Consider the following 22,245-nt stretch of genomic DNA (forward strand, 5'->3'; position numbering starts at 1 on the left):
AAAGCAGAAAGCTATGCTTTCTGCTCCCCTTTCTCCAGCCGGATATATTTATCCACACAGGCCGGTAGTTCTTCTTCATAGTGGGTAACGTAGATGAGGGTTACGGCCATATGATCACAGAGTTGTTCTATTACTTTTTTGAAGTGCATTTTTTGTTGGGCGTCCAATCCCTGGCAAGGTTCATCGAAGATGAGCAGGGGCGGATTTTTTACCAGCGCCCGGGCCAGCAGTGTTAATCGCTGGGCGCTTTCGGATACCTGTTTAAATGGTGTTTTTTCGTGTTCCGAAATATTGAGTACACTCATCCATTCGCGGGCTATCTGTACCTGCTCCGGTGTAGCGGGACGGGTACTGCCGATTACATCGGTAAAGCCCGAGCAAATTACCTGCAGACAGTTGTCGCGGGAAGTAAAATACTGGTGCAGTTCCGGGGATACGAAGCCTATTTTTTTCTTTATATCCCAGATACTTTCTCCTGAGCCGCGTTTACGGTCGAAGAGCCATAGTTTATTAGCGTATGCCTGAGGATTATCCCCATTTACGAGACTCAGCAATGTAGATTTTCCTGCGCCGTTGGGGCCCAACAGGGCCCATTTCTCGTTAGGTTTCACTACCCAGTTGATACCGTTGAGGATTGTATTTTCACCATATTTGATATGGATGTTTTCCATCCTCACGATGGTGTCGAAGGTAGCTTGCGGACTATTTTGTACCAGCGCATTTATTTTATCCGCCGCTATGGGCGGAAGTTGTATTTCCCCGATAGCCGGTAATGGCAGTTGTACAAATTCCTGGCGTGTATACTTGCCTGTTATACTCCCATTATCGAGGGTAAGTACATGGGTAATATGTTCCGGGATTTCATGGGGAGAAGTAGCCAATACCACAGTAGTGCCACCTACGATGATTTCATTGATCATCGCGCTGAAGTCTTTGCGTGCCTGTACATCCAGTCCTATATAGGGATTGTCGAGCATCAGCAAGGGTGGCTGTTGCAGCAAAGCTTTGGCAATCATTACCCGGCGGGTTTCGCCATTAGATAATTTGATCAATCTTTTTTCCATCAGCGGCGCTATGCGCAGGGAATTGATCAGTGGCGGAATCGCCGTAATTTCCAGGTATTCCATCACTGTGGGCGAATTATCGGCATCCATACTGTTGAAGCGCTGCTGATAGTAGAAGTCGGTGGTGGTATTGGAAAGATTGCGGAAAGTATGATGATGTCCTACCATCGCTATCAGGTTGCGATAATTAAACCAGGGATCAGTGATGGTATGCTCCCGGCACCAGTTGTCATAGAAATGGTAATGAATGCTACCATTTATTACATTGAATTTACCGAGAATGGTATTCAACAAAGCTGTTTTGCCGGAGCCACTCGGGCCGGTGATGGCCCACTGTTCACCTTTGCTGATTTGCCAGTTGAGGGTATTGAATAATGTTTTGTCGAGGTATCTGACGGTGATATGTTCCAGGGAGAGGAACGGCGTTTGTTGGTGTGTCATGATTGTACGATTGGGCTCAATATTCATCTATCGGGTATAAAATTAACAGGATTATTGAAAGCATCTGATATTTTTATACGAAATTGAGGTTATGAACTGGAAGATAAAATCCTTTGAGGAGCTTAGTACAACAGAGCTCTACGCTATTTTGCGTTTGAGGAGCGAGGTGTTTGTAGTGGAGCAAAATTGTGCTTACCAAGACCTGGATAATACCGACCAGCTGGCGCTGCACCTGATGGGTACTGATGATACCGGCCGGCTGCTGGCCTATACGCGGCTTTTTCAGCCGGGCATCAAGTACCAGGAAGCTTCTATTGGCAGGGTGATTACCTCTCCGCTGGCGAGGGGCACAGGTGCTGGCCGGGAGCTGATGGAGCGGTCGATCGCCGCGGTGCAGCAGCAATTTGGTACCGTACCTATCAAGATCGGTGCTCAGCAATACCTGCAACGTTTTTATACTTCACTGGGCTTTGAACAAACCAGCGATACTTACCTGGAAGATGGTATTCCTCACATCGAGATGGTGAGGAGCGCCCACGGCACCCATACCGTATAATGCCGGCGGGGGAAACTGGTACGGATATCTCCACACCGGTTTCCCCCGATTATTTATTTCTCTCCCGAAAAATTTACCGCTTCGGTATTTTCTTTTGTTTTACTTCCACTTTAGGTGCATGTTCCTTTAACCTGTAGAAAGGTATGACGTAGGAAATGGTGTACTGCACATCAAATACTGCCCTTTTGGAGCCGCTGCCAAAGCCGGGAATTACCAGGGGCGCTATTTCATCTGTTTTTACGCTATTGATCAGGATACGTTCACGTATATTCCAGCCCATAAAGAAATTTTTCAGCACTTCAGCTTTCAGGCCTACCAGCAATTCCACCCAATGCGCGTTGACATTGGTTTTAGGTACGCTGCCACTCAGGTGGTCGCCCCAATAGGGACTGTTAATCGAATACGTAGGTACGGAATAGTTGAAATGTGAAAACCCATAGCGGATGCCGCCGTAGAAGATATTCTTTTCAGTAGGGTATTGTCTTTTCAGGAAATTATAATCTACTCCTAATGTTACGAACATACCATTTCCTTTATAGGTATAGGTAGAATCGCTATAGGGCGTGTTGGCATATCCACCTTCAAAGGCTGCATACAGGTTGCTGTTGATGCGGGCATCGGCAACGATGGTCACTTCTTTTCTGTAAGGGTAATAGATAGCAGAAACAATACGGCTAAGATCCACGCCTATCCGCAGGCCGCCCGGAATATACCAGGAGCTGTCTTTAAGCGGTATGGCCATTTTTTTAGCAGTATCCACCGCTGCTTTGTGGGTGGTATCTGCCAGGATGGCCTTATGGATGGTATCCCGTTTAGCGGCTGCCGGTTGCTGGGCCGATACAGCGAGGCTGAAGAGGATACTACTGATTAAAGAAAAATAAAGTAAGATGCGTGTCATTACTGCTGATTACTGACTTATTATTAATCTGGAGATCGCTGATAGTATGCCGGGTAGCAATAACGGTATCCAGTGTGAAGTAGGTACCAAATCCGCAACCGGGAGATATAAAATGTTTTGTACGTGTATACCTGACGGTTATAGTGTCTGCTACCAGTGCGGAATCCACTTTCAGGTAATACTGGCTGCTGTCCGCTACCGGGGAAAGCTGGAAAAAGAGATTACCCAGCGGTTGCCTTTTGTAAATGCTGTCCTTGTTCAGGGCAAAAGCAGTTACTTTAGGCATGATGGTATCTCTCACGATTCCCTGGCTATCGCGGGAAAAGTGAATATGGAGACTGTTACTTAATGTCTGGTCACATACTTTTGTTTCATTTTCGCAGGCGATGAAGCCGGCGAAAATGAAACAAGTAAGTAGTATTTGGTAAATGCTTTTCATGCTTGTTGATGCAGTTGGCAAGATATTAAATTCCCAGCTCCTTTTTGAGGAAGCGGGCGGTATGGCTGTCTTTACAGGTACTTACCTGTTCCGGCGTACCGGTACATAAGATGGTACCTCCGCCTCCACCCCCTTCGGGGCCGAGGTCTACGATATAATCAGCCATCTTAATAACATCCAGGTTATGTTCTATCACCAATACGGTATTGCCCCGGTCTACCAGTTTATTGAGCACAGCCAGGAGTAATTGAATGTCCTGGAAGTGGAGTCCTGTAGTGGGTTCGTCCAGTATGTAGATAGTTTTGCCGGTATCTTTTTTTGATAGTTCGGTGGCCAGTTTTACGCGTTGGGCTTCTCCTCCGGAAAGGGTAACGGCCGACTGTCCCAGGGTAATATATCCCAGTCCTACATCCTGCAGGGTTTTTATCTTGCGGTAAATCCAGGGAACGGGCTGGAAAAATTCCACCGCTTCATCTACAGTCATATCCAGCACGTCGGAGATAGATTTGCCTTTATAGCGTATTTCCAGTGTTTCGCGGTTGTACCGGCGGCCATTACATTTTTCACAATGTACATATACATCCGGGAGGAAGTTCATTTCGATGACGCGCATACCGCCGCCTTCACATACGTCGCAGCGCCCGGTTTTTACGTTAAAGGAGAACCTGCCGGCGTTGTATCCCCTGATTTTTGCTTCCGGTACGGCAGCAAACAGCGTTCTGATATCGGTAAAGAATCCGCAATAAGTGGCCGGGTTACTGCGTGGCGTGCGGCCTATGGGCGATTGATCGATTTCTATCACCTTATCGATGAACTCCAGTCCCTTGATGCTTTTATAAGGCATGGGTACGAGCTTGGAGTCGTACGCATGTTTCGACAGGATGGGATACAGGGTTTCATTGATGAGGGTAGATTTACCACTGCCGGAAACGCCGGTCACGCAAACGAAAGTGCCCAGGGGCATTTTCAGGTTTACGTTCTTCAGGTTGTTGCCGGTAGCGCCTTTGAGTTCCAGGAAGTTGCCGTTCCCTTTGCGGCGCTGGGCGGGTATTTCCCCGGCTGTATTGCCGTTGAGATAGCCGGCGGTAGGTGTATCGAGTTTGAGTATATGCTTGGGTGTACCCTGGGCAATGATTTGTCCGCCGTGTACGCCAGCGCCTGGACCGATATCCACGAGGTGGTCGGCGTGCAGCATGATATCTTTATCGTGTTCTACTACGATCACGGTATTGCCCATGTCTTTCAGGTTACGGAGGGCATCTATCAGCTGCATGTTATCGCGTTGGTGCAGGCCAATGCTGGGTTCATCCAGGATGTAGGTGATGCCCATGAGCTGGGAGCCTATCTGGGTGGCCAGGCGTATGCGTTGTGATTCGCCGCCGCTCAATGTTCGCGTGGGGCGGTTGAGAGTCAGGTAGTTGAGGCCTACGTTGAGCAGGAATCCCAATCGTTCGCGAATTTCCTTGAGGATATCTTTGGCGATGGCATTCTGTTTTTTCTCGAGGCGGTTTTCGATACCACCAAACCAGGCCAGGAGCTTGTCCAGGTCCATGTTACCGAGTTCGGAAATATTTTTCTCATCTATTTTAAAGAAGAGGCTTTCTTTTTTGAGGCGTGCGCCGTTGCATTCGGGGCAGGTGCTTAGTTGCATAAAGCCTTCGGCCCAGCTGCGTACGTGATCGGAGGAGGTATCGTTGAAATAGCGGCGTACCATATTTACCACCCCTTCATATTCAGTAGCATAGGCGGTGTCGCCATTGCCATTGCTTTCGCTGTAGTCCATGTCGACCTCCAGTTTGCCGTTTTCGTCGCCAAACAGGAGTACGTTAAGGGCTTTTTGCGGGATATTGGCGATGGGTGCGGTGAGGGAGAATTTATATTTTTTGGCGAGTTGCTGTACCTGTTTGAAGGTAAAGGTATCGCGTGCTTCTCCCAGTGGTTTGAGGCCACCATCGCTGATGGACACGTTATAGTCGGGAATAACCTCGTCCATATTGATCTGGTAGATGCTACCGAGACCTTTACAGCGCGGGCAGGCGCCATAGGGGGAGTTAAAGGAGAAAGTGTTGGGACTGGGCTCTTCGTAGGAAAGGCCGGTATCCTCGCACATCAGTTGTTTGCTGTACTGGCTCACTTTATTGGTATCGTGGTCCATGATAAACAGCAGTCCTTTTCCCATGGTGAGTGCTTTTTGCACGCTTTGGCTGATACGGGTGCGGGCATCTTCCTGTACTTGTATGCGGTCTATCACCAGTTCGATATCGTGGATCTTATAGCGATCTACCTGCATTCTTTCTTTCAGGTCCTGTATTTCCCCATCTACCCTCACCTTTACGTAGCCTTGTTTACGTACCTGTTCAAACAGTTCGCGGTAATGGCCTTTACGTCCGCGCACGAGTGGGGCGAGGATGGCCAGTTTTTTATTTTTATAATGTTTGAAGAGGTGTGCGAGGATTTCTTCCTCGGAGAACCGCGTCATGGGTTTGTTGGTATTATAGGAGTAGGCGGTGCCGGCGCGTGCGTAGAGCAGGCGGAGGAAATCGTATATCTCCGTAATAGTACCCACGGTGGAGCGGGGATTTTTATTCGTGGTTTTTTGTTCGATGGAAATAACGGGCGACAGACCGGTAATCTTATCCACATCTGGTCGTTCCATGTCACCTATAAACTGCCGGGCGTAAGCGGAGAAGCTTTCCATATAGCGGCGTTGTCCTTCCGCGTAGATGGTGTCGAATGCCAGTGATGATTTACCACTGCCACTGATACCGGTAATGACAACCAGTTTATTTTTGGGCAACAGGAGGTCCAGGTTTTTCAGGTTATGCTCCCGTGCGCCAAAGATGGCTATTTGTTCATCTGCCGGGGCTTGCGCAACGGAGCCAGCGGGTACATTCTCTTTTTTCTTTGCCATAATATTAAACTACTAAGCTACGTGAAAAAGCGGAAAGCATAAAGCAGAAAGCATAAAGCTATTATAGCGAACGACCTATGCGATTTTTAAAATTCGCTAAGATCATTCGCTATAATAGCTTTATGCTTTCTGCTTTACGCTTTCTGCTTTACGCAGTGTATTTTTTGAATACAACGATGGCATTGTGTCCACCAAAACCGAAGGTATTGCTCATGGCAATATTAACGGTACGTTGCTGCGCCTTCCCGAGGGTGAGGTTCAGATTGGTAGGGATACCTTCGCCGAGTACAGTCGTATTGATAGTAGGAGGAACGATGTCTTCCTGGGTAGCCTTGATACAAGCGATGGCCTCAATAGCGCCTGCAGCACCCAGCAGGTGGCCAGTCATGGATTTGGTAGCGCTGATATTGAGTTTGGGCGCATGTTCGCCGAAGGCCGCTACGATGGCTTTCAGTTCACTGAGGTCGCCTACGGGTGTAGAGGTGGTGTGAGAGTTTACATAATCCACATCTGTGGTAGCGATACCTGCATCTTCCAGGGCTTGTTCCATGCCAAGGCGTGCACCCAGTCCTTCCGGATGGGTAGCGGTGAGATGGTAAGCATCGCAGGTCATAGCGCCGCCAATCATTTCGCCGTAGATGGTAGCACCTCTGGCAATGGCGTGTTCGTATTCTTCCAGGATGATAGCGCCTGCGCCTTCACCCATTACAAAACCATCACGTTCTGTGTCAAATGGACGAGAAGCGTGTTCCGGATCCTGGTTGCGGGTCGACAAGGCTTTGAGGGCGTTGAAGCCGGCAATACCAGCACGGGTAACAGGAGCTTCAGAACCTCCGGTTACAATAGCTTTGGCTTTACCGAGGCGGATGTAGTTAAAAGCGTCTACCAGTGCGCTGGTAGAAGAAGCACAAGCCGATACGGTACAGAAGTTAATACCCATGAAACCATATTTCATGGCAATCTGGCCTGCAGCAATGTCGCAGATTAATTTAGGGATAAAGAACGGGTTGAATTTAGGAACAAAGTTGTCTTTGGTGAATTCAACGATCTGTTCTTCGAACGTGAGCATACCGCCGTTACCCGAAGCCCAGATCACCCCGATCTTGGTTTTGTCGATACCCTCTTTGTCCAGCCCTGCATCAGTTACTGCTTCCTGTGCAGCCGCCATCGCGTACTGAGTGAAGCAATCCATCTTGCGGGCTTCCTTCTTTTCCATATATTTTTCCACATCAAAGTTCTTCACCTCACAGGCAAACTTGGTTTTAAACTCCGTGGTATCAAACTTAGTGATGGGACCGGCGCCACTTACGCCCGCCTTCATGTTGCTCCAAAAAGTATTTACATCATTCCCGATAGGTGTTAATGCTCCCAAGCCGGTAACCACAACCCTTTTCAGTGTAACAGTACGCATATTTTTTACTTTAATAAAAAAAGTTAGAGCGCAAATTTAGTCACTTATTGTTATGAATAAGCATATTCATTAAGATAATATAATATAACTTTTCTGTTTTTATGACCAAATGCAGTGTGGGCGCGGATTTATGCGCGGTGTAAGAGGTGTTCTGACTCTTCTCTTACAAATTTTAAGGCATTTTTTGTCAAAAAAAGGCCGGTTGCAAGAGAATTGTCAGCAGAAAAACTCCTGGTAAATGGGATCACGCCGCGGCAACAGCAGCAGCTGGTGCTGATATAGCAGACATTTTACGGGTGCGCTGTTTCAGAAAGGAAATTACTTCTGCATCCGTTTGGAAGCGGCCTCCGATATTCACAAAATGTTTGGCCAGCAGGTCATAACGTTTCCCCATCAGGTATGCCCACACATGCAGAAAGTGTATGCTGTCGAATACGATGGCATCGTTGCTGATATATTCGTCGAGGGTTTGTGTGAAGTAAACGGGGTGCTCTGTCCAGTGCATACTGGGTTTCACATGGTGACTGATATGATAGCCATCATTCCAGCATTTGTGGTTGTATTTGGTATTAATGCAGGTAATGCTGTTTTTGTAAGAATTGTCTGGCTCATCGGCATCAATGAAGGCATGTTGGGCCCAGTTACCCACCATCATAATAATACGGGAGATGATAAAGGGCAATATAAATACCACGAAGGTGGCGGGAAAATTGATAAAGGACAGTGCCACGCAGGCGAGAATAAAAAATACTTCTCCCCTTACCAGCTTCACCATCAGCTTATTTCTTTTTTTACGGATATGATAGCGGGCGGTATCATAAACGCCGAAGGTAACGAATTGGAAGAGGTACAGCAGGAAGCCCCGGAAGGAATCGCGCTGGTAAATCATGGTACAGCTGTCATCATCCGGCATATTGTTTTCCGGGTGGTGCATACCTATATGGTGGGCATAATATGATTCGGGCGTTTGACCAAACAGGGGGCCAATGAACCAGGGGAGGTAGTTGTTCCAGAACTGGTATTTTTTTTCAAAGAAGGCCCGATGGCTGGTGCAATGGAGCATGAGGCCAAAAGGTCCTTTGAAGGTAATGTTATTAAGAAAATGGTAGGCAATGGCAGCCCCCCACCAGAGCCAGTTGTTGAGGCCTGGTACATACAGGAGGATGGCCAGTGGCCATAGGGTAAAGGTAATTTTCATGGTCAGGTACACGAATGGGAGGTCGCGCTCATCCCTGATCCAGCTTAAAAAAAGACGATCAAGTGCACTGTAATGTTCCGGCTTTATGTAAACGGGATCAGTAAGTTGAGAAAGATGCTTCATACGCGTTAGTATATTTTACTACAGTGATAACTGTGCTGGCAAAACGGAGCCGGTGAATTATAATAACGTGCCCCTGCGATATATATTTCACATAGGTTGGCTGAAAGATAACCATTTTTGTGCTATACTGGTAGTAATTACGGTTAATTTTGTAATTTCCATGCGAATATGTATCTGTCAGGGGCGTGAAACGCCTGATAACGTAGGGTTTAGAGAGTGCTAGCGATAGTCCTGTAATCACGTTAAAATACAGCCAAAACCAACCACTATACATGAAGAGATTGACCCTTAAAGATGTTGCGAAATTGGCCGGGGTAGCGCCTTCCACCGTTTCATTCGTGTTGAATGGAAAGGGGAAACAAATGCGTATACGGGACGAGGTAGCCGCCAGGATTATGCAGGTGGCCGAAAAATCGGGATATGAGCCTCATCGGATGGCCGTAAATCTTCGCACGGGCCAATCCAAAACACTGGGATTGATCGTGGAAAGTATTTCCGGCAGCTTCTTTGCCAGCCTGGCCAAAACCATTGAAACGGAGGCAGAGCGCAGGGGCTACAATGTGGTGTATTGCAGTACAGAAAATAATGCCCAGAAAGGCGGAGAACTGATACGGATGCTGGGCCGGCAGATGGTAGACGGCTACCTGATTACCCCCGCTCCCGGTATGGAAAAAGAAATCCAGCAACTGGTGAACCAGCATAAACCGGTGGTGTTGATGGACAGTTATTTCCCGACTATCAAAACACCCTATGTGTTGATCAATAATTTCGACGGGGTACAACAGGGAATGAAACACCTGATTGGCAGGGGGCTGACAAAAATAGCCTTCGTGATGGTAGACGTGAAGCTGATACAAATAGAAGAGCGCCTGCGGGGCTATGTTACTGCCCTGAAAGACCATAAAATTCCTGTAAAGAAGAAATATATCCTGCAATTGCAGTACCACCGGCAGCGGGAAGATTCGCTCCGGGAGTTACAGGACTTCCTGGAGTCCAACCCTGAGCTGGATGCTATCTTCTTTTCCACCAACTACCTGGGTATCCTGGGACTGGAAGTGATTGCCCGCATGGGACTGAAAATGCCGGAAGACCTGGCGGTACTCTGCTTCGACGACCATGATATTTTCCGTTTATACCCTCCCGGTATTTCGGTAATAGAGCAGCCAATAGAAGGTATTGCCAAAACAGCCATCGATTTATTGATGTATCAGCTGGATAAAAACAATGGTCCTATGAAGAAGCAGGCTATAGAGTTGCCCGGTAAGTTTATATTAAGAGGATCGGCCTGAGTGGGGGAGAGCCACCAAAAAAACCGGTAAATACTTGCAAATGCTGGAAAAATATTTATACTTTTAGTATCAGCTTTTGAAAAGTAAGGGAAAAGGATTCTATGAATCTTTTTTTTCTATACCTGTGCTAAATCGATTTTTCAAATTAGAGAACAAGGCAACAAAGCAGCAAAGAGGATGTTATTTTCTTGTAAGTTTTGTTGCGCGGTGCTTTTAGAAGAGAACAAATAATTGTTATAATACATAATCATCATCGTAATCATGAAAAAAGTTGGACTGTTAGCAGCCGCTTTGTTATGCCTGCATGGCGCCTATAGCCAAACGGTGAATAAAGTGACTGAGCCTGCAGACTGGGTAAACACCCTGATGGGCACCGATTCCAAGGTAAGCCTGTCGAACGGTAATACCTATCCTGCCATTGCCCTTCCCTGGGGAATGAATTTCTGGATGCCTCAAACCAATACTATGGGTAATGGCTGGGCATATCAATATACCGCTGATAAAATCAGGGGTTTCAAGCAAACACACCAACCTTCTCCATGGATCAATGATTATGGCCAGTTTGCCATCATGCCGGTAACCGGATCCGTGAAGTTTGATCAGCACAAGCGTGCCAGCTGGTTTTCCCATAAGTCAGAAGTAGCCCGTCCTTATTACTATAGCGTATACCTGGCCGACCCTGACGTAACCACTGAAATTACGCCAACGGAAAGAGCCGCCCAGCTGCGCTTTACCTTCCCGGCTACCGACAGCGCCTTCATCGTGGTAGATGCGATGGACCATGGTTCTTATATTAAAATAATACCGGAACAACAGAAAATCATTGGATATACCACCAAAAACAGCGGTGGTGTACCTTCCAATTTCAAAAACTATTTTGTTATCACTTTTGATAAACCTTTCACTGTTAGCAACACCTGGCACGACTCTGTACTGGTTAAAGGCCTGCTGGAACTGCAGGCCGATCATACCGGCGCCGTGGTTGGCTTTAAAACAAAGAGAGGCGAAAAGGTAGGTATTAAAACCGCTTCATCCTTTATCAGCTTCGAACAGGCGGAATTAAGCCTGCAGCGTGAAATTGGCGGCGACAGCTTTGATGCCACCTGCAAGAAAGCGAAAGACACCTGGAACAAGGAACTTGGCCGCCTGGCAGTGGAAGGCGGTACTACCGAACAGGTCAGCACCTTCTACTCTTCCCTGTACCGTACCATGTTGTTCCCCCGTAAATTCTACGAAATCAATGCGAAAAATGAAGTGGTACATTACAGTCCGTTCAATGGCCAGGTATTGCCAGGTTATATGTTTACCGACAATGGTTTCTGGGATACTTTCCGGGCGGTACACCCTTTCTTTACCCTGATGTACCCTACACTCAGCGCACACATCATGGAAGGCTTATCCAATGCCTATACAGAAAGCGGCTGGTTGCCCGAATGGGCTAGCCCCGGTCACCGCGACTGTATGGTGGGCTCCAACTCTGCTTCACTCATCGCAGATGCTTACCTGAAAGGCATACGCGGATATGATATCAATAACCTCTACCAGGCAATACTGAAGAATTCTGAAAACGAAGGCCCTATGAGCTCTGTTGGCCGCCTGGGCGTGAAATACTACAACAGCCTGGGATATGTTCCATATGATGTAGACGTAAATGAAAATGCCGCCCGTACACTGGAATATGCCTACGATGACTTTACCATTTTCCAGCTGGCCAAAGCGCTGAATCGCCCTAAGGAAGAAGTTGAGCGCTTTGAAAAACGTTCACAGAACTACCGCAACCTCTTCGATCCCGAAACAAAACTGATGCGGGGTAAAAATAAAGATGGCAAATTCCAGACACCATTCAACCCATTCAAATGGGGCGACGCCTTTACGGAAGGTAACAGCTGGCACTATACCTGGTCTGTATTCCATGATGTAAAGGGTTTGTCCGATCTGATGGGTGGCAAAGATATGTTTGTCCGTATGCTGGATTCTGTATTTAACATGCCGCCTGTATTCGATGAAAGTTACTATGGCACTGTTATACACGAAATACGTGAAATGCAGATCATGAACATGGGGCAGTATGCACATGGCAACCAGCCTATTCAACACATGATCTACCTGTATAACTATGCAGGACAGCCGTGGAAAACACAGTACTGGGTTCGCCAGGTAATGAGCCGCCTGTATAAAGCTACTCCGGATGGATATTGTGGAGATGAAGATAATGGTCAAACCAGCGCCTGGTACGTGTTTTCGGCCATGGGCTTCTACCCGGTTTGTCCGGGCACCCAACAATATGTACTGGGTACCCCGTTGTTCTCTAAGCTCACGATGACTTTGGAAGATGGTAAGAAAATGGTGATCAACGCACCAGGAAACAGCGAGAAAAACCTGTATGTACAAAGTGCTGCCTTAAACGGCAAGCCTTATTCGAACAACTGGATCAGCCACCAGGATCTGCAAAAGGGCGGTACCCTGGAATTTAAGATGGGCGCTGCTCCGCAGAAAACAAGAGGCACCTCTCCTGCGGCGTTCCCTTACTCTTATTCAACAGCGAACAAATAACCAATAAATGGATATATAAACGATTTTCATTGTTCACTGAAATATTTCGTCCCGATTCTTCGGGAAGTATCTCTTTAGCTGTCAGGTGTTAGTTTTTAGCTTTTAATACATAAAAAATCAAAGGCAAAAGCGAATATCTGGCAGCTAAAATTTTTAAAACCACTGCTATGCGAAAATTATTAATACCCTTATTCCTCGTTACTGCTGTTGCTGTAAAGGCACAGGAAAACGTGATACAATATGTGAAGCCGATTACCGGCACACAAAGAATGGGACATACCTATCCCGGCGCTACCGTGCCCTTCGGAATGGTGCAACTTAGTCCCGATACAGATACCATTCCTTACGAAATGAATGGAAAGTATAACCCCGATGTATACAAGTACTGCGCGGGTTACCAGTATGAAGATAAAACCATTGTAGGGTTTAGTCATACGCACTTCAGTGGAACAGGGCATTCCGACCTGGGTGATTTCCTGATTATGCCCACTACAGGCGCCTTACAGTTAAACCCCGGCACCGCCGATCACCCTGAAAGTGGCTACCGCTCTGCCTACTCTCACAGCACGGAAGTAGCTGAACCCGCCTACTATAAGGTAAAACTGGAAGACGATAATATCCTTGCAGAGCTGACGGCCAGCAACCGAGTGGGATTTCATCAGTACACTTTCCCGGGTACCGGCCAGGCACACATCATCCTGGATATGATGCATGGTATTTACAACTACGACAACAAAAACGTGTGGACGTTTATCCGCGTGGAAAATGATACGCTGGTAACGGGCTTCCGGCAAACTAACGGATGGGCACGTACGAGAATAGAATACTTTGCCATGGTGTTTTCCAAGCCCATTGCACAATACGGACATGCCAACTACGCCAAAGATGTGTATAAAGGTTTCTGGAGAAAGTTTGATCAAACAAAGAACTTCCCTGAAATGGCCGGAAAACAAATCCGTGCCTATTTCGATTTTAACACCACGCCCGGCGAAAAAATAAAAATAAAATTTGCCCTCTCCCCCGTGAGCACTGAAGGCGCCCTGAAAAACCTGCAGGCGGAAATACCCGGATGGGACTTCGACCAGGTAAAGCGTGATGGACAGGCGTTATGGACAAAAGAGCTGAATAAGATTCATATTGAATCCGGTAGCCGGGAAGAAAAGGAAAATTTCTATACGGCCATGTATCATGCGTTCATCAATCCTACTACTTATATGGATGTAGATGGCGCCTACCGCGGACTGGATATGAATATTTATAATGCCGGCGGGCATACGAACTATACCACTTTTTCGTTGTGGGATACTTATCGTGCCCTGCATCCCCTGTTTAACATGATTCAACCCGGCCGCAACGCCGATATGATACAATCCATGCTGCACCATTATGAGCAGAGCGCACAGCATATGTTGCCCATATGGGCGCATTATGCTAATGAAAACTGGTGTATGATTGGTTATCACAGTGTATCGGTGATTGCCGACGCCATCATGAAAGATAATGCACCGTTTGATGTGAATAAAGCCCTGGATGCCTGCGTTACCACCGCCCGCCACCGTAGTTATGATGGCCTGGGATATTATATGGACCGGGGTTATATCCCGGAAGATAAAAACGGTTCGTCGGTATCTAAAACACTGGAATATGCCTATGATGACTGGTGCATTGCACAGGTAGCCAAAAAACTCAACCGGATGGACATTTATGATGAATTCATGAAGCGGTCCAGGAACTACAGGAATGTGTTTGATGGCAATACTGGCTTCATGCGTCCCCGTTTGGACGATGGCAGTTTCAAAGCTAATTTTGATGCCCTGCAAACGCACGATCAGGGCTTTATAGAAGGCAATGCCTGGAATTATAGTCTATATGTGCCGCATAACCCGGATGATATGATCGGGATGATGGGCGGCAAGCGGCAGTTTACCGCACACCTGGATTCATTATTTACCATGGAGCTGCCGGATAAATTTTTTGCAGAAACGGAAGATATCACCCGCGATGGCATCATCGGGAACTATGTACATGGCAACGAACCTTCCCATCACGTAGCTTACCTCTATAACTGGACCGGCTACCCGTGGAAAACGCAGGAACGGGTGCGCATGATCCTGAAGAAGATGTATCATCCCGGCCCTGATGGCCTGGGAGGGAATGATGACTGCGGACAAATGAGTGCCTGGTATATTTTTACCACGCTGGGCTTCTACCCGGTTTGTCCCGGATCTGACCAGTATTCGCTGGGCAGCCCGGCTATTGATAAAGCCACCCTGCAATTGGAGAACGGAAAAACTTTTACCATAGATGTGAAAAACCAGGGCGATAAAAATGTGTATGTACAAAAAGTACTGTTGAATAGTACGCCATTGAACCGCTTGTATATTACACACGCCGATATCATGAATGGAGGGACGCTTACTTTTTATATGAGTAACAAACCTAAAAAGTAGTGATCAATCTATAGTGCAGCAGCCGTCTCTACTCAGTAGAGACGGCTTTTTATGCCCAGGTATCTGCGCAAACAGCTACTATCACCGGTGGTAAACAAAGACGAGACCGCCGTGTCCGGCGCATCTGTATGGATAACGGGCTGTAATACAGGTGTAACATCTGAGGCTGAAGGTTCCTTTAAAGTTAAGGCGTAAGCAGGAGATGTGCTGCAGGTCACTGCTATTGGACCGGGTATGGTGGGATAAGAACTAAATTAAAAATGGGCGTCTTGTAACAGACGCCCATTTTAATTTAATATAAAGCCATATATTAAGTATGCAGTGTAAATGAAACAATGCCCAGCTGTACTTTTTGTGCCGGGTCAGTGGCTTTAAACCGGAAATACAGGTTGTGGTTTTTACCGTCTGCTACTGGTGTAAAGTTGAAGTTCACTTTATTGGCAGTTTTAGGCTGAGCGCCTGGTCCAATGGTTACTTCTCCTAAACGGGTACCGTTGGCATCGTCCAGGAATGCTTCCACTATATAACCTTGTTGTGGCGTTTCCTGTACCATATAGGTAAGTTCAATGCCATTTACCTCTGTAAGATCCAGTTTATTGTAGCTTACCCAACCCGCTGCAGTAGCAGGGATGAGGAATTTCATACCATCTACTGAAAATACAGATACGCCATCGGCTTTGCTGTAATCAGCAGCTGCCAGCACGGGGCTGATCAGCTCCAGTTGCGCGGCACCGGTAATGGGTTTGATACCAGGACCGCCTTTATCGGTGTAGCTGGCCAGCATGTATAATACGCCGTTGTCTTTTACTTCAGCGCCCATGGTTGGGTTGATGCTGCCGCTAACAGGCAGGGAAGCCGCTTTGGGAGCGCCGCCGCCAACAGAATAAATATATTCTACCAGTTGTTTTGCTTCACCAACAGACAAGCCAGGGTGCGCCGACATGGCTGTTTCACCCCATACGCCACCACCGCCGCTGATGATTTTCTTAGCCAGCATTTCAGGCGCTGCCGGATCTGCTTTATACTTTTCGGTGATTTGTTTGAAAGAAGGCCCGATTGATTTTTCGTCAGGCTTGTGACAGGTTTTACAGTCTGATACTTCCATAATGTTTTTACCGGCAATAGCGCCGGTAATAATCTGGTGGCCCTGCGGCGAAGCTGCTTTGTCGCGGCCCTGTATGTAGTCGGCCTTTACGAAAATGTTGTTGACATCGAGCTTACCGTCAGCAGAAGTACCATCTTCTTTATCACTCACATTAACGGTATAATGTACCTGCTTGCCCGGGAAGTAGAACATTTTATTACCGGTGATATCAATCTTTACATCAGGCGTTTCATTACCTGCATAAAGGTCGATAGACTTACTCTTGGTTTTAGCGCCTTTATCATCGGATACTTCCACGTACACGGGGTATTCGCCGGCTGCAGTGTAAGTAAATTGAACAGAAGGCTCAGTGGTTTCTTTTTTGGTACCATTACCAAAATACCAGAGATAGGTGAGCTTATCACCATCGGGATCTACCGATCCATCGGCGGTTAATTTTACTTTAAAGGGCAGTCCGCCGGTGAGGCGATCTACATGGATTTCTGCTTTTGGTGCCCTGTTGCCGCCATTGTAGTCAATACGTGACAGGCCGGCATCTGCATTTTTGCTGAACCATCCGTTACCGTATTCCAGGATATACAAACGACCATCAGGCCCCATCTCCATATCGATAGGTGCATTGAGTTTGGTATGCGGCATGAACTTTTCCATTTTGGAGAAGTTGCCGTTTTTATCCATGGTAACAGCCATGATCCAGCCACGGATCCAGTCGTAGATAAACAGTTTGTCGTTATAATAATCCGGGAAGCGGGTTTCTTTCGGATAGAACTCGCTGTAGTAAACCGGTCCGGCTTCAGCGTTACGACCGCCGCTACCTACAATCGGGAATTCATCTGATTTACCATAAGGATACCAGATAAACGCAGATGTTGCGGGTGGCAGTTCTCTTAGGCCGGTGTTGTTACGGGAATCGTTGATGGGTTTAGCCGGATCGAAATAAGGGCCGCTTTCGCCGGTTTCGTAATTGTATTTGCGGTAAGGTTTATTGTTGGCAATAAACATGGGATAACCGAAGAAACCGGGTTTCTTTGCCTGGTTTATTTCATCGTACCCTCGTGGGCCCCGCGTAGAGTCATCGTTGTTGGCGTCTGGCCCTACTTCTCCCCAGTATACATATCCTGTTTTCCGGTCTACCGTCATCCTGTAAGGATTACGGGTACCCATAGCATAAATTTCAGGACGGGTATTTTTGGTGCCTTTAGGGAACAGGTTACCATCCGGGATGGTATAGGAGCCATCTGCTTCCACTTTGATACGCAGGATCTTTCCACGCAGATCGTTGGTGTTGGCGGAGCCGCGCATATCATCATATTGAAGGTGACCAGGACGGTCGTCTGTAGGACCATAGCCTTTGCTCACATATTTCTGTCCGGGTTCGTCAAATGGTGTAGTGTTATCGCCGGTAGATACGTACAGGAGTCCGCCGGGACCAAACGCAATAGAACCGCCGGTATGGCAGCAGATATCGCGCTGGGAATAAAACTGGAGGATAACCTTTTCTGATGCCATATCCAGTTTGTTGTTTTCAAATTTGAAACGTGACAAACGATTTACGGAGGTATCTATCGGAGAGTACATCGCGTAGATGTAGTGATTGTTTTTGAAGTCGGGGTCAGCGGCGAGGCCGATGAAACCTTCTTCTGCATTTACTTTGGGCACATCGGTATGATGATATACTTTCAGTAAGCCTACCTGCGACAATTTCTTTTCTGCATTGTTATACAGCATCAGCTCACCGCGGCGTTGTGCCACGAGGATGTCGAGGTTAGGGAGTATAGCCATTTCCGTTGGCTCGAAGAATTCGCCGGATACCAGTACATTTTTGGTAAAGCGGTCTTCAGATGGAACGCGCAGTGTTTTAGCCTGGCTGTAATCCAGTACCAGGTTTTTGCCAATGGCATATTTAATACCGCCAGCCAGGTGTTTCAGGAACAGGCTGTCGGTGTAGGATTCTTCGGTATGACCGAGGCCGGTGTAGAAAGCGCGGCCACCATCATAATCATGGTACCAGCTGATGGGGTGGTTGTTACCCATTTTACCGCCTTCATAAGATTTCTCATCTAATTTCAGCAGTACGGTGGTAGTGGTATCTACATCTTTGTAGTTGTACCATTCATCGGTATGTTCCCATTTTTCGGGGAGCCCTTCTGTAGCGGGGAATGATTTTTCAACGACGTCAACTATAGCTTTATGTACGCCCGGAGGGTGGTTCTGGAACCATGCGCCGGCGAGGTGGTTATACCAGCCCCATTCATATTCGGTATCTGCGGCAGCGTGAACGCCTACGTAGCCGCCACCTGCCTGGATATATCTTTCGAAATCGGCTTCCTGGTAGTTATTGAGTACATCGCCGGTAGTATTGAGGAAAATAACGGCTGCATATTGTTGCAGGGAATCCTCATTGAATTTATCGGCATTTTCGGTGGTATCTACTTCAAAGCCGTTGGCGGCGCCTAATTTCTGGATGGCTGCAATGCCCGCAGGAATAGAGGCGTGGCGGAAGCCCATGGTTTTAGTAAACACCAGTACTTTCGGTTTCCCGGAGCGTGTTTTTTTACAGGCTGCCAGGCCTGCTGTTACAAGGGCTAACAGCAGGAAAACTTTAATTGCATGTTTCATCAGACGGTTAGTTTTTGGGTTTCCAGTTACCGATGGCGTATTGGATGCCGCCCAGTAAATGTTTCAGGTATACCGGATCCTGGTATGATTCTTTTATGTGTCCCATTTCGGTATAGAATGCGCGGCCACCTTCAAAATCGTGGTACCAGCACATGGGGTGGTTATCCCCGTTTTTACCGCCTTCGTAGGTGCTTTCATCTATTTTGATGAGTACATGTACATCGGGGTTGAGATTTTTGAAATTATACCATTCATCTTTACGGATCCATTCATCGGGCAAGTCTTTGGTAGCAGGGTGATTGTGGTCTACTACCCTGAGCGTGGCCTGTTGCTGATGCGGGTGGCTCAGGAACCATGCGCCGGCGAGTTTGTTATACCATGGCCAGTCGTACTCGGTATCGGTAGCTGCATGTATCCCCATCCAGGCGCCGCCTTTGTGGATATAATTTTCAAAGGCTGCCTGTTGTGCATCATCAAGTACATCGCCGGTAGTGCAGCTGAAAATAACGGCTGCATACTTTTTCAGGTTAGCAGGGGTAAATGCGCTGGCATCTTCCGTTGTATCTACTTCAAACCCATTTTCTTTTCCGAGTTGCATGATGGCTAATTTGGCAGCCGGGATGCAATCATGCCGGAATCCCTTTGTTTTAGAGAAAACCAGCACTCTTTTGGCTTTGTGTTTTCCCTTTGCCTGCACGGATAAAGTGCCGGCCAGTAACAAGAGTGTAATAAACGCGGTTAATGTTTTCATTGTTATTATTTTACGTGGATGAAAAGCTTAAAGCAGCAAACAAAAAGCAAAAAGCTATTGTGGAGAATGATCTTAGCGGATATTTAAAATTCACCAAGGTCATTCGCTACAATAGCTTTTTGCTTTCTGCTTTAAGCTTTCTGCTTTAAATTAAAGAACTTTGATTTTTATGTTTCTGTACCAAACATCGTTACCATGGTCCTGTAAAGCAATGTGGCCTTTTGGATATTTACCGAATGCTTTCCAGTCATGGAATTTGCTTTTTGCTACCAGGGCATCCCATTCAGGGGTACCCATCGTAGTTTCGGCTGTTTTTACGCCATTGAGCCAGAGGGTAAGGTGACCGTCTTTCTTCAGGATCCTGGCGGTATTCCACTGCCCTACTGGTTTTGCAGCCAGTTTAGGCGCCTTGATAAGGTCGTACAGATCGCCGGAGTTATGTTTCGGGATCTTGCCGTCGGAATGTTTGGCATCATCCAGCACCTGCATTTCAGGGCCGGAGAGATAAGTTTGACCTAAGGAAGGATCTTCATGTACGCTGAAGATGATACCGCTGTTGCCTCCTTCGGAAATTTTCCATTGCAGGCTCAGTTCATAGTTTTCATATTCCTCGTTTGTTACGAGATCACCACCGGGAGCGCCATTCTTTTTTGCTGCCTGATCCAGGCCAATGGCGCCATCAGTCACACCCCAGGCGGGGCTGGCTTCTGTTTTCCCGTAGGTATGCCATCCTTTGGTAGAAGTACCATCGAACAGTAATACCCATCCTTGTTTCTTTTCCTTTGCTGAAAGGGTATTTAATTGCTGGGCTTTCACTGCGGAGGTAGCGATGAGGGCACCTACCGTTAGTGCGCCCAAGATTAACTTTTTCATGCCGGATGATTGAGTAATGAGCAATTAGTTAGACTTAGTGCTTTAATGATAAGATATAGCTTACCATTTCCTTTGCGTCGTCTTTAGATACCTGTGGATGTGGCAGCATAGCTACTTCACCCCAGTTGCCAGAACCGCCTTTGATTACTTTATCGGCCAGCTTGTCAACATTTTCTGGTGTGTTAGGATATTTACCTGCAATGTCTTTTAAGGCAGGTCCTACCACTTTCATTTCCTCTTTATGGCAGGTTTTGCAATCACTCTGCGCCATCAGGGTTTCGCCTTTGCTTACTGGTTTGTCGGCATTGGGCGATACCATGGAATTGTCTGCTGCCGGAGTTTCGTGTTTGCTTACGCTGTCAGCATTTGTTTCTTTCTTTTCTCCTCCTCCGCAAGCTGCAAAGAACATAGCGGATAACAGCAGCGGCGCCAGATATCTCTTTCTCATTTGTTGTTTATTTATTTGGTTATTGTTTACGAACGATTAGTGGATAATAGATGGTGATTAAATACCTAATATTCTTTTATTAAATGCATCATCGGTACCGCCGCCGGCAAAGTCGTCGAAGGCTTTTTCGGTGACACGGATAATATGATCGGCGATAAAAGGAGCTCCTTCTTTAGCGCCATCTTCCGGATGTTTAATACAGCATTCCCACTCCATAACAGCCCAACCGGCGAAATCGTATTGTGCCATTTTACTGAAGATGGATTTAAAGTCGACCTGTCCGTCGCCGAGAGAACGGAAACGGCCCGGGCGATTGATCCAGGACTGGTATCCGCCATACACGCCGGAGCGGCCGGTAGGATTAAATTCCGCGTCTTTTACATGGAAAGCCTTGATTTTTTCGTGGTAGATATCAATATATTCCAGGTAGTCGAGGCATTGCAGCAACAGGTGACTCGGATCGTACAACAGGTTTGCCCGGGTATGATTGCCGGTAGCTTCCAGGAAACGTTCAAAAGTAACCCCGTCGTGGAGGTCTTCTCCCGGGTGAATTTCATAGCAAACATCTACGCCGTTGGCATCAAATTCGTTCAGGATAGGTAACCAGCGTTTGGCCAGTTCAGCAAAAGCTGTTTCCACCAGTCCCGCCGGGCGTTGTGGCCAGGGGTACATGGCAGGCGCCCACAGCAGCGCGCCGCTGAAAGTGGCGTGCGCATTGAGTCCCAGGTTGCGGCTGGCCTTTGCAGCATATTTCAGCTGGTTCACCGCCCACTCCGTACGTGCGTGCAGGTTACCCCGGCATTCGGCAGGGGCAAAGCCATCAAACATTTCAGAGAAAGCAGGATTTACGGCTACCAGTTGTCCCTGCAGGTGCGTGCTCAGTTCTGTGATTTCCAGTCCTGCTGCATGCACGATGCCTTTGATTTCATCTGCGTAGGTTTTGCTCTCTGCTGCCTTTTGCAGGTTGATCAGACGGGTTTCCCAGGTAGGGATTTGTACGCCTTTAAAACCGAGAGCAGCGGCCCATTCACAGATCGATTTCAGATTATTGAAAGGCGCTTCATCTCCCATGAATTGCGCCAGGAAAATACCAGGTCCTTTAATCGTTTTCATACG

The 22,245-nt window shown here is 47.3% G+C and carries 15 protein-coding genes; 4 read left to right on the plus strand and 11 right to left on the minus strand.

Going from position 1 to position 22,245, the window contains the following annotated elements:
• Positions 1-11: 11 nt before the first annotated feature.
• Positions 12-1,505 carry an ATP-binding cassette domain-containing protein gene (locus FHW36_RS05675; protein ID WP_145663603.1) on the minus strand — a complete coding sequence of 498 codons (1,494 nt, stop codon included), beginning with the start codon at positions 1,503-1,505 and terminating at the stop codon, positions 12-14.
• Between the two features lie 91 nt (positions 1,506-1,596).
• Between FHW36_RS05675 and FHW36_RS05680 the strand changes: the two genes are divergently transcribed.
• Positions 1,597-2,061, plus strand: a complete 465-nt coding sequence (locus FHW36_RS05680; RefSeq protein WP_145663611.1) for a GNAT family N-acetyltransferase — start codon at positions 1,597-1,599, stop codon at positions 2,059-2,061.
• Between the two features lie 73 nt (positions 2,062-2,134).
• On the opposite strand, the gene FHW36_RS05685 is transcribed toward FHW36_RS05680, so the two are convergent.
• The 5 genes from FHW36_RS05685 to FHW36_RS05705 all read right to left on the minus strand — a co-directional run bounded on the left by FHW36_RS05685 (position 2,135) and on the right by FHW36_RS05705 (position 9,041).
• Positions 2,135-2,959: a DUF6048 family protein gene (locus tag FHW36_RS05685; RefSeq protein ID WP_145663615.1), complete on the minus strand. Its 825-nt coding sequence runs from the start codon at positions 2,957-2,959 to the stop codon at positions 2,135-2,137.
• Positions 2,922-3,398, minus strand: coding sequence for a DUF6452 family protein (locus FHW36_RS05690; RefSeq protein WP_145663618.1), 477 nt, complete (start codon positions 3,396-3,398; stop codon positions 2,922-2,924). Before FHW36_RS05690 ends, FHW36_RS05685 begins: the two co-directional genes overlap by 38 nt.
• A gap of 25 nt (positions 3,399-3,423) precedes the next feature.
• Positions 3,424-6,309 carry an excinuclease ABC subunit UvrA gene (gene uvrA / locus FHW36_RS05695; RefSeq protein WP_145663622.1) on the minus strand — a complete coding sequence of 962 codons (2,886 nt, stop codon included), beginning with the start codon at positions 6,307-6,309 and terminating at the stop codon, positions 3,424-3,426.
• Positions 6,310-6,457: 148 nt separating this feature from the next.
• Positions 6,458-7,720, minus strand: a complete 1,263-nt coding sequence (gene fabF / locus FHW36_RS05700; RefSeq protein WP_145663625.1) for a beta-ketoacyl-ACP synthase II — start codon at positions 7,718-7,720, stop codon at positions 6,458-6,460.
• 244 nt (positions 7,721-7,964) lie between these two features.
• Complete coding sequence (locus FHW36_RS05705) at positions 7,965-9,041, minus strand: fatty acid desaturase family protein (protein WP_145663627.1); 1,077 nt, start codon at positions 9,039-9,041, stop codon at positions 7,965-7,967.
• Positions 9,042-9,313: 272 nt separating this feature from the next.
• On the opposite strand from FHW36_RS05705, the gene FHW36_RS05710 reads away from it, so the two are divergent.
• From FHW36_RS05710 to FHW36_RS05720, 3 genes are all read left to right on the plus strand, one after another.
• The gene (locus FHW36_RS05710; protein WP_145663630.1) at positions 9,314-10,330 is read left to right on the plus strand and encodes a LacI family DNA-binding transcriptional regulator; all 1,017 of its coding nucleotides are present in this window, start codon (positions 9,314-9,316) and stop codon (positions 10,328-10,330) included.
• Positions 10,331-10,591: 261 nt separating this feature from the next.
• Positions 10,592-12,883: a GH92 family glycosyl hydrolase gene (locus FHW36_RS05715; protein WP_145663633.1), complete on the plus strand. Its 2,292-nt coding sequence runs from the start codon at positions 10,592-10,594 to the stop codon at positions 12,881-12,883.
• A 167-nt stretch (positions 12,884-13,050) separates the two neighbouring features.
• Positions 13,051-15,333, plus strand: coding sequence for a GH92 family glycosyl hydrolase (locus FHW36_RS05720; RefSeq protein WP_145663636.1), 2,283 nt, complete (start codon positions 13,051-13,053; stop codon positions 15,331-15,333).
• Positions 15,334-15,643: 310 nt separating this feature from the next.
• On the opposite strand, the gene FHW36_RS05725 is transcribed toward FHW36_RS05720, so the two are convergent.
• The 5 genes from FHW36_RS05725 to FHW36_RS05745 all read right to left on the minus strand — a co-directional run bounded on the left by FHW36_RS05725 (position 15,644) and on the right by FHW36_RS05745 (position 22,242).
• Entirely contained in the window at positions 15,644-19,057 is a 3,414-nt protein-coding gene (locus FHW36_RS05725) for a ThuA domain-containing protein (RefSeq protein WP_145663638.1), read from the minus strand.
• A 7-nt stretch (positions 19,058-19,064) separates the two neighbouring features.
• The gene (locus FHW36_RS05730) at positions 19,065-19,808 is read right to left on the minus strand and encodes a ThuA domain-containing protein (RefSeq protein ID WP_145663640.1); all 744 of its coding nucleotides are present in this window, start codon (positions 19,806-19,808) and stop codon (positions 19,065-19,067) included.
• A 150-nt stretch (positions 19,809-19,958) separates the two neighbouring features.
• Complete coding sequence (locus FHW36_RS05735) at positions 19,959-20,681, minus strand: 3-keto-disaccharide hydrolase (RefSeq protein ID WP_145663643.1); 723 nt, start codon at positions 20,679-20,681, stop codon at positions 19,959-19,961.
• A 34-nt stretch (positions 20,682-20,715) separates the two neighbouring features.
• Positions 20,716-21,129, minus strand: coding sequence for a c-type cytochrome (locus FHW36_RS05740; protein WP_145663646.1), 414 nt, complete (start codon positions 21,127-21,129; stop codon positions 20,716-20,718).
• A gap of 57 nt (positions 21,130-21,186) precedes the next feature.
• Positions 21,187-22,242 (minus strand): sugar phosphate isomerase/epimerase family protein, encoded by a 1,056-nt coding sequence (locus FHW36_RS05745; RefSeq protein ID WP_145663649.1) that lies wholly within the window; start codon positions 22,240-22,242, stop codon positions 21,187-21,189.
• Between the last annotated feature and the right edge of the window lie 3 nt (positions 22,243-22,245).

It is taken from the genome of Chitinophaga polysaccharea, assembly GCF_007829335.1.
Taxonomy (GTDB): Bacteria; Bacteroidota; Bacteroidia; order Chitinophagales; family Chitinophagaceae; genus Chitinophaga; species Chitinophaga polysaccharea_B.